This window comes from Phaeobacter sp. SYSU ZJ3003 (genome assembly GCF_041300735.1).
GTDB lineage: Bacteria > Pseudomonadota > Alphaproteobacteria > Rhodobacterales > Rhodobacteraceae > Phycobacter > Phycobacter gallaeciensis_A.
In genome coordinates this window covers 1-9,514 of record NZ_PXNU01000089.1, presented here as the reverse complement: position 1 = coordinate 9,514, position 9,514 = coordinate 1, and the positions used below count along the sequence as shown (strand labels likewise).

Genomic DNA, 9,514 nt, shown 5'->3' with positions numbered 1-9,514 from the left:
CGGCATCCGCACTAAACTGGGGAATTTTCATCCAGCCGTTTTGGGGAGATTACGTCCAGCACTCACAGAGGGTACCTTGACGCCGCGCGACTATGTTCTGGGCTACCTCGAACAGGCCTTCCCGATCCATGCGCAAAAGCTCGTGGAGATTGACGGCAACATGGTGGCGGAACCTTTGCGGGATGAGACCGGGGCGCTGGTCGTCTCGCGCGAGGCGCTCGCTTTGCGCGATGCGGCCATGATGGAGTTGATGACTCTGGCACCGATCCCATCGGCGCTGGATCAGATCCTCTGGGCCTTTGGCGACGAGGCCGTGGCAGAAGTCACGGGGCGGTCCATCCGGCCCCTCAAGGCCGAGGACGGCCATCTCTTCATCGAGAAGCGCGCCGCCAGCAGCAATTCCTCCGAGACCCAAGCCTTCATGGACGGCGAAAAGGATATCCTGATCTTTTCTGACGCAGGCGGGACGGGCCGGTCCTATCACGCGGCGCAAACGGCGAAGAACCAGAAGCGGCGGCGGCACTACCTGCTGGAGCCCGGCTGGCGCGCCGATGCGGCCATCCAGGGGCTCGGCCGCACGCATCGCTCGGCCCAAGTCAGCGCGCCCTTTTTCCGGGTCTGCACCTCGGATGTGCATGGCGAGAAGCGCTTCACCTCGACGATTGCCAAACGCCTCGATCAGCTGGGGGCCCTGACCAAGGGTCAGCGCGAGACCGGCTCGCAAGGCATGTTCCGCGAGGAGGACAATCTCGAAAGCCCGATCGCACGGGCCGCGCTGCGCGGGTATTTCGCCGATCTTGCCGCCGGGCGCGCTGAGGCGATGAGCTACGAGAGCTTCACCGACTGGACGGCCCTGCGGCTGATCGACAAGGACGGGGTGCTCCTTGAAGAGCTTCCCCCGATCCAGCGTTTTCTCAACCGGGTGCTTGCCCTTCCCATCCACATGCAGAACGCGCTCTTTGCAGAGTTCATGAAGCGGATTGCCGATCAGTCTGAGCGGGCGCGCGCGGCGGGCACGCTCGATCTCGGCGTCGAAACCCTGCGCGGCGACAAGATCGAACAGGTCTCCACGGAGGATCTCTGGACCTGCCCGAAATCCGGCGCGGTGACGCGGATCATCGGGCTCGAGGTCACGGATCCGGTGCATGTCCTTGACGCCGAAGAGGCCATATCGCGCAATCCGGACAAGCTGCCCATGGTCAATCGCGCCTCCGGTCGCGCGGCGCTCATCTCGGCGCGGCCCATGCAGATGTATGACGAGGACATCGTCACGCTGATGCGCAAGGCGGTGCGGCCCAACGGGTCGAGCTATCTCGAAGAGGCACGGTTCGAGTCCTCGGCTTGGGAAGAGATCGACAGGCCCGAGTTTGCACGGCTTTGGGATGCCGAGGCTGCCTCCTTGCCAAAAACCACCACGACCAAGCTCTACCTGCTGACCGGGCTGCTGCTGCCGATCTGGAAGGACATTCCGACCACCAATGAGCGGATCTACCGTGTCACGCCAGACGGGGCGACGGCCATGATCGGGCGCACGTTGAGCGAGGAAGGGGCGGCCGCGCTCCGCGCCCGCTTCCTCGTCTCCAACCCGCGAACGCCGCAAGAGATGCTGACCGCCGCCCTCGGCACCACCGCGCCGGTCGATCTGGGCCGGGGTCTCACCCTGACCCGTCGCCGCGTCGCAGGCGAGATGCGTCTCGAGCTCTCTGGTGCGGATCGGGGCATGATCGAAAGCCTCAAGGCCCTCGGCTGCTTCACCGAGATCATCGCGTTCCAGCTGCGGGTGTTCCTGCCGCATGGGAACGGGATCGACACGGGGAACATTCTGGCCCGGATCGTGGGGCAGAGGCCTGCCATCAAGGCAGACCAAGCCGCCTGAAAAGTCAAAGCGGGCTTTGGGACGGGCGTCGCGGATCGGAGTTTGGCCGGTCCGTGCTTTCCGGGCACGCGCCGACCAATGCCACGCCCGGCCCCCCAACATCTGACAAAAGGACAGACCCATGACCAACCCCCAGATCGATTATGCCGCGCTGGCGGCTCAGTGGCGCGCCGAGCGCGAAACCACCTTGAAGGCATCCCGAGCGGAGCTGCTCGCGCAACTACGAGCGCTTGGCATCAGCGAGGTCACCGCCGAGTACGAAGGCTATGGCGACTCCGGCAATGTCGAGGATGTGACCGTGCAGCCTGCGGAGGTCAAACTGACGGAACCGCTTGTCACCGCAGTGGGCGATTTCGCCTGGTCGCTCGCCTATCACCATCATCCTGGGTTCGAGAACAACGAAGGCGGCTATGGCACGCTGACCTGGGACATCGCAGCCGACAGCATCACGCTCGATCATGCGGACCGCTACGTTGAATGCTCGCACAGCTATGACGAGGGACTTTGAGATGGCACATCCGCTTCATCACGCTGAAAGCTCTGCCCGGAAATTCGGCGGGGTGCCGTCTGACTATCAGGCTGTGCACGATTGGTTTGACGCCTCGAAAGAGCACCTCGCGCTTTTCACGCACCGCGCCTTGCGTCACCATGCCCAAGGCCTGTTCGAAGCGGAGCGTGTCTTCGGCTTGACCCTGACCAATAGCGCGGGTCGGGACATTCCCGTGCGTTGGATCGGCGAGCAGCATGTCCGCGAAGACTGCCAGGGCCGTATCCCGAGCATGGCGGACTGGCTGCGTCGGATCCAGCCCGAGCCATGGATGGCCAATGGCCACATCGACCGGCATTCCGGCGATGAGCCCTGCGGCGACCCAAGGGCCGCCTGGGCATCTGAAGTCGCCGCCGGCAGAACGGTTCTTGGTTTGAAGGATTGGATGGCGGCGCGCGCGACACAAGCCACGCAAGGTGCCTGACAGGTCTCGGCCGTTGGCCAAACTAATGCTGCATGGAAGCCCGGTTGGACGACCGGGCTTCTTGCGTCGTTTCCCCACCATTCCTCGTAAGGAGGTTCGCATGACTCTCGAAGACATCAAGGCCGCCGTCGATGCCGGTCAGACTGTGCATTGGGTCAATACCGGCTATGTTGTGCGCAAGGACCGGCTGGGTCAGTACCTGATCATCTATGTGCTGAACGGCAGCTGCATCGGTCTGACCGACCGGGAAGGGCACCGGTTGAACGGAAAAGCGGCGGAGTTCTTCATCGCGCAATCGAAGGACGCTGCGGAAAATCCGGGCCGCCAATCAAGATCAGACGGGCAGGAGGCAGCACCCGGGGGCGCGGCGGCACACCTACTCAGACGGCATCGCGAAGCTGGGGGCGGGGCATAAAGGGAAAGCAAGCTTTCTGATTTGTGATCCCTCAAGGGGTCGAGAAAGCAATCCCGGATGCGCTGGCAAGGACGTCAGGCACCGGCCAATCCAAAAGGAACCATCCCATGTTCGCAGGAACCCTCACCCGCAACGTCGAGACCGCAGCCGCCGAGTACACCGGCATGATCCACTCGTCACGCTTTGACATCGCCATCCAGCTTGAGGCACGGGCCAAGATGTCCGCGCGCAGTCCGGATTACGACGTGACCGCGGTCAACAAGTCTGGCCGCAAGGTGCGCATCGGCACGGCCTGGAACGAGACGGGCAATACCAGCGGAAACCCCTATATCTCGATGCAGATCGATGTGGGCCTAGGCCCGTTCCGGGTCAACGCGGTGCAGACGAAAGAGGCGCGCGCGGCCCAGAGCGGCGAATTCGAGATCATCCCACTGGTCTCGAACGGTCTGATGAAATCCGGCTCGATCTCGGGCGAGCTCACCGCCATGGACGCCGACAACGCCTTCACCGGCTACATCGCCAACATGATGTTCGATCTGGAGTTCATGCTGATCGAGAACAGCTTCAAGACGGAGGAGACCCACCCCGATTACCGGATCGAGGTCAGCTCGCCCCGGGGCACACCGATCCGCGTTGGCTCGGCCTGGATGGCCAAAAGCAGCCGCACGGGCAATGACTACCTGTCGCTGCTGATCAACACGCCCGATGGCGACCTGCGCGTGAACGCCGTGCAGAACGAAGAACAGCGCGGTGGCCAGACTTTCTCGATCATCCCGTTCATCGACAGCGGTGAGCAACCGCAGGACGCGGGCACGGGGCTCTCGCTGGTCGCGTGACCTTGGTACGAGGCTTGAACATCTGAACTGCAAGGGGAGCCGTGGGTTCACGGTTCCCCTTTTGCTGTGCTTGCTTCAATAGAGCGATCGAACTGCCACTTCATATGGCGTTCCGGTGTAGATGAGACTGCTAGATCGGAAGTGCCGCGCGGAGTTTCGATTAAAGTCAGACTTGTACAACTGCTTGAGCGGCAATCAATGCGTCAACAGCAACTTGAACCTCGGCGTAGAGCTCGGTGTCCAACTCTGCTGCGTCGATTTCCACAATCAGTGCGTAGCGTACGGAAGGCAAACTCTCAGCGAGAAGCTTTTTCGACTTCCACCAACCGGTGACTGGGTGAACAGCCAGCAAGTTGCGCCGCGCCAGATCTGAAGCCCTGCATGTCAGCTGATCTATATGGAGCGACCCGACATGGCGCCGATTGCTACCGAAGTCCCAAAGATCATCTTCGTCGCTTGCAGGACCATCGGGCTGTTCGGCCGCCTTGCTGATCCGGGCCAGAAATTGGGCTTCGTTCTCGCCAGCGCGATTGAGTTGGAAACGTAAGTTGTGGGACGCGTAGCGATACCGAACGCCGCGCGAGGCTTCGGACGGGTTCGGAGCGATAAAGCTACTGAGTGCCACCCGCAAGGTCACATCGGCATTGCCGAGCGCGCGCAAAGCCTCAACGGGCCAGGGAAGGGCGAACAGCTTCATTTCATTGTGGACATCACCGCCGGTCTTCTCTGAAATCCCGTACGGCGTAATCGTATCTTCCACGATGAGGGTCAGCGCGTTCGACGCGCTGCGGCGGGCACGCGCCATGTCCGGCACACCATACCCATAGCGCTGAAAAAGGGGCGTGAAGTGACCCTTGTTTGGCTGGGCCGGCAGATGCGCACGCATCTGCTGCGTCCACCGCGCTGACGACACGTAGAGACCACGCACTGTCTCGGGCCAAAGCGTCGGATAGTCCGACCAGAGTTCCGTTACATCCTTCGCGGCAAGCGCGGTCGCCGCGCTGGTATCGAAGGTGAATGTGAAGGATCGGACTGGGTAATTGTGGTGAGTCGAAAGCAGCGATAACCATCCATGCCGCATTGGCGGTGGCATGGCACTTAGCGCCCAGTTTCCACCCTCAAGGACGACGTCCGGCTTGTTCGGCCAATGGGACGACCACGATGCAGTTCTCGAAGCTGGCGATAGATCGCCGAATGGTGCAAGCGCCTGGGCCGGCTCTCCGTCTGGCAGTACGGTCTTCTCTGTAAAGGCCCCAACAGACAGAACATTCCACGCTTGGGCAGGCGACTCGATTTCGTTGTCTTCGTGATCGCATCGGTCCAGGTAGTTTCCGGGACCAAAGGTGAAGTTGTCGGTATTCCCTGCGGAGACAAGCACCAAGCGTTGTTGTTTCACCTCACCTGAAACACCGGCGGCGAGCTGATCGACCTCCGTCGACCAGGACGTCGGCGCGCCGTCATGCGGGGTGTCCTCACCCGTCGTCGTGGTCATGGTGAAGGTCCGGCGCCGGGGGCCGACCTGTTCTACTGTATTGATCGCCTGCCTGGTAACCGCGCCGAGGAGATGATGCGGGTTCATCCCTGCATCAGGCAGCAGCTTCACGGATTCCAGACGGTTCACGACAGAAACCGGATTCGCCTGGTGCAGTTTCGGCGTCAGGTCTCCAAAGAGCGCCAGTCCTCCCATCTGCGTGCCATGGCCCTTCACATCCTCCAGCCCCCAGGCCGGGTTGGCGGCATGTCGGTCATCCACGCTGAGCGCCGGCTGAATGAGAGGATGCGCGCGACTGACACCGGTATCCAAAAGCGTGACGTAGCTAGGATCGGGATTGTCAGTGTAGGTCGTACGACCCGCGAGTTCGTCGACCCACTGCGCCTGTTCTGCCACCGGCAAGCCGTCGAAGAAATCCGCTGTGATGGTGGGAGCAGCAAGGGCGCGCACGCCGCCTAGTCGGCGGACGGCTTGGGCGAGCTGATTGCGATCGGCCTCTACGATCACAACGATATCTTCGGGAAACTCCAGCCGATCTGCTCCCACGGTAACGCCATAGTTCGGTGCGGCCGCGACGAAAGCTTCGGTCATTTCAGGCTCGAGCCAAACCTCCCAGACGGTTGCAATATCCGCTGCGGGAAATTTGCCTGGAGGGCTGCGCCAGAGGGCACGCAATCCCGCTTCTGTGATGGCAGCGACGCTCTGCACCAGATCCGCGTTCTTCGGACGACCTGGGACGATTTCACCATCCTTTTCCCGGTCGGGTGTGTCCTCCGTCCGAAATTGCTCGACCTTCTTGCGCAGCTTTTCAATACCCTTGGCTGTCGCAAACACCGTCGCGCGCTCTTCGGCGCCACCTGGATCAGGGGTCTCGGCGACGCGAAGGAGAGTCAGGCCACTAGCGTCGAGGCTGTCTTTCTTCAGGCGCTCGTCGACACGCGAGCGGACTTCCAGATAGACGCCGGGAAGTTCGGCTGCCGGAATATCCGGCAGCGCGTCGATGGCCTGAAGCAATGCTTGGGCGTGCGCCGCGCGATTGGGGACATCACTTGGTCTTTTGGACCCGCCTCCGCCCTTTGCCTGGAACGGGCGCGGTTGTCCGAGATTGCGAAGGTGGAAGTGCCGAAGGTCTCGTGCCATTGTCATCGGTCCCTAGTTCTTGGAGCGACCGTCGGCGTTCAAGGGCATCAAGCAAATCCTGTGTCGCAATCTTGTCAGTATCATTCAGCACGGCACGTCGAGCGGCATCTTCCGCCGCCGCCACAACATCGGCCGTTGAGAGGCCTGTCGCAACATCTGTCACCCGTTTCCAGCCCATGCGAGAGAGTGAGAAGCCGATCAAACGGCGTTCGAGCGCCTGCCGAATTGCCGGGCCATCGGGCATGACATATGGCAACACGAGATCAAAGCGGCGCAGCACAGCGCGGTCAAGAATTCCGGGCAGGTTTGTAGTCGCAATGATGATCGAAGGACCAGCATCCTCATCCAGAAACTGTAGGAACGAGTTCAGAACCCGTCGGGCTTCGCCGACGTCGTTCTCGCCGCCCCGGGCCGCAGCCAAAGCGTCGATTTCGTCGAAGAGATAGATACCACGCGTCGTCTTGACGGCGTCGAAGATCATTTTCAGCTTCTGCGCCGTTTCGCCCATGAACTTCGTGATCAGCCCGTGGAGCATGACCGAAAAGAGGGGGTACTGCAGCTCACCGGCAAGCGCTGAAGCACTCAGAGTCTTGCCGGTTCCGGGAGGGCCGGAGAGGAGAACGCGGCGCCGTGGCTTTAACCCTTTTGCCTCAAGCTTTTCGCGCATTCGTGTCTCGACAACGAGATGCGCGAGTTCGCTCTCGATCCTGTCTGGCAAGATGACATCGACGAGGCGCTCGGTCGGATAGGACGCGGCAAGGAACTCCGCCAGATCACCGCGGGGTGTTGCGATAGGAGTGATCGCAGGGGTTCGCTTCGAAGGCGGCTTCTGTCCCGCTTCGGCCCATTGTCGCAACTGTTCAGCCAGACGGGTATGTCCCTTCTGCTCTTCAGCCGCAGAGAGTTGCATCGCCAGATCGTAAAAACGATCAGCGTCCCCTTCTGCGTGGCTCTTGACGAGACCGATGAGTTGTTGGGCGGAAGCCAAGGTCGAGTTGCTCTTTCTGAATGATCATTTTCAATGATACTAAGGTCTTTTATACATTCGAACCCCTCAGCAGACCAGACAATTTGCGCTGTTTGGAAGCAGAGTGTGTCGGTTTTGTGCTCTCGAGCATCGACTTGGATGCTTGCCTTGCGGCCTCCCCCGCTCGGCTTCGCGTGTCGCAGGGGAGAACGGCCCTTCGGTCCGTCGCGCATTCGGCCATGCGGCCTCACCGCGGCGTTGCACCTAGGCCCCCGGTTTGCCCGCCTCGCGAGCACGTCCCTCCCCGGCCGCTCCGCCGGATTGCGCTCTGGTCTGTTTTGCTTGAGAGCAAAACGATCCCGCCACTCCATCCGTCTCCCGCGTCCGGTCGGGCCGTTTGCCTGCTCGGGTCGGGCAAACCTACCGTCAAAACACACACACATGAGTGCGGAAGCATATCCTCCGGATGGCCCCCAAATCAGCCCGCGTCAAGGATCGCAAAACTTTTCGGCGAGGGCGGTACATATGGCTTGGGGCGATCCCGTGCGTGAGCGCGGGCCTGTGTCGGGTGCTGCGCTCGGAAAACTTTTGCGCCCGGCAAGCCGGCGGCTGCGCCGTCCCTGACCCGGGCAGATTCGGAAACCAGACATTCGGCCATGCCCCCACACTCACGTGGTGGCTCTATAACCGAACACTGGAGACCAGACATGGCTTACGACACCGCAAACACCTACGAGACCATCGAACTTTTTGGACCTGTCGCGGTTTGGTGCCGCTCCTTTGATAGCATAATGTGCAGCAAAGGAGACGAACTATGGGCACAGGAAGAACGGATGAATTCCGCAAGGATGCAGTGCGAATTGCGCTGACGAGCGGGCTGACACGGCGACAAGTTGCGGATGATTTGGGCGTTGGGCTTTCGACGCTTAACAAGTGGGTGAACGCGCACCGCGACACGGATGTGGTCCCGCCCGAGGATCGCGAGCTGGCGCGTGAGAACGAACGACTTCGTCGCGAGAACCGTATCCTCAAGGAGGAGAGGGATATATTAAAAAAAGCCACCCAGTTCTTCGCGAGCCAAAAGCCATGAGGTTTCGGTTCATCGAAGAACATCGCGGGACCTTCCCGATCGACCGGCTGTGCCAGGTCTTGAATGTCAGCTCGCGTGGCTTGCGGGCTTTCCGGAACCGTCCCGCCAGCCGCAGGCAGCGCACCGATATGGTCGTTCTGGCCCACATCAAGGAACAATCCCGTCTGAGCTTGGGCAGCTATGGCAGGCCACGTATGACTGAAGAACTCAAGGAAGTTGGCATCGATGTTGGCCATCGGCGCGTGGGCCGCCTGATGCGCGAAAACGGGATCAGCGTTGAAAGAACACGCAAGTTCAAGGCGACCACAGACAGCGATCATACGTTCAACATCGCCCCGAACCTGCTGGATCGCGACTTCAAAGCAGATCAGCCGAACCAGAAATGGGCTGGCGACATAAGCTACATCTGGACCCGCGAAGGGTGGCTGTATCTGGCGGTGATCCTGGACCTTCATTCTCGGCGCGTGATCGGTTGGGCCGTCAGCAATCGCATGAAGCGTGACCTGGCGATCCGGGCGCTAAAGATGGCCATCGCCTTCCGAATGCCACCCAAAGGCTGCATCTTCCACAGCGACAGGGGCAGCCAATACTGTTCGCATGACTACCAGAAGATCCTCCGCCAGCATGGCTTCAAAGTCTCCATGAGCGGCAAAGGTAATTGTTATGACTGTGAATATGGTATTGCGGCTTGATGGCCTGACCCATGTTACGATTGACCGCGTGTCAT

General features: G+C 61.0%; 6 protein-coding genes and 2 pseudogenes. 6 read left to right on the top strand and 2 right to left on the bottom strand.

The features are described from left to right. Nucleotides 1-61 precede the first annotated feature (61 nt). From C6W91_RS20225 to C6W91_RS20205, 5 genes and pseudogenes are all read left to right on the top strand, one after another. A pseudogene (locus tag C6W91_RS20225) lies at nt 62-1,876 on the top strand (strawberry notch C-terminal domain-containing protein); the annotation flags it as partial. Nucleotides 1,877-1,997: 121 nt separating this feature from the next. Continuing rightward, a complete protein-coding gene (locus C6W91_RS20220; RefSeq protein WP_370571492.1) occupies nt 1,998-2,384 on the top strand; it encodes a DUF6878 family protein in 387 nt (128 codons plus the stop codon). A gap of 1 nt (nt 2,385) precedes the next feature. Next, complete coding sequence (locus C6W91_RS20215; protein ID WP_370571491.1) at nt 2,386-2,847, top strand: hypothetical protein; 462 nt, start codon at nt 2,386-2,388, stop codon at nt 2,845-2,847. Nucleotides 2,848-2,947: 100 nt separating this feature from the next. Then, nucleotides 2,948-3,262 (top strand): hypothetical protein, encoded by a 315-nt coding sequence (locus tag C6W91_RS20210; protein WP_370571490.1) that lies wholly within the window; start codon nt 2,948-2,950, stop codon nt 3,260-3,262. A gap of 107 nt (nt 3,263-3,369) precedes the next feature. Continuing rightward, nucleotides 3,370-4,098, top strand: a complete 729-nt coding sequence (locus C6W91_RS20205; protein ID WP_370571489.1) for a DUF736 family protein — start codon at nt 3,370-3,372, stop codon at nt 4,096-4,098. A 166-nt stretch (nt 4,099-4,264) separates the two neighbouring features. Here C6W91_RS20205 and C6W91_RS20200 read toward each other — a convergent pair whose 3' ends face one another. Continuing rightward, complete coding sequence (locus C6W91_RS20200; RefSeq protein ID WP_370571488.1) at nt 4,265-6,730, bottom strand: S8 family peptidase; 2,466 nt, start codon at nt 6,728-6,730, stop codon at nt 4,265-4,267. Next, nucleotides 6,636-7,718, bottom strand: coding sequence for an AAA family ATPase (locus C6W91_RS20195; RefSeq protein WP_370571487.1), 1,083 nt, complete (start codon nt 7,716-7,718; stop codon nt 6,636-6,638). Before C6W91_RS20195 ends, C6W91_RS20200 begins: the two co-directional genes overlap by 95 nt. Before the next feature lie 793 nt (nt 7,719-8,511). On the opposite strand from C6W91_RS20195, the pseudogene C6W91_RS20190 reads away from it, so the two are divergent. Continuing rightward, nucleotides 8,512-9,455, top strand: a pseudogene (locus C6W91_RS20190) (IS3 family transposase); the annotation flags it as partial. Between the last annotated feature and the right edge of the window lie 59 nt (nt 9,456-9,514).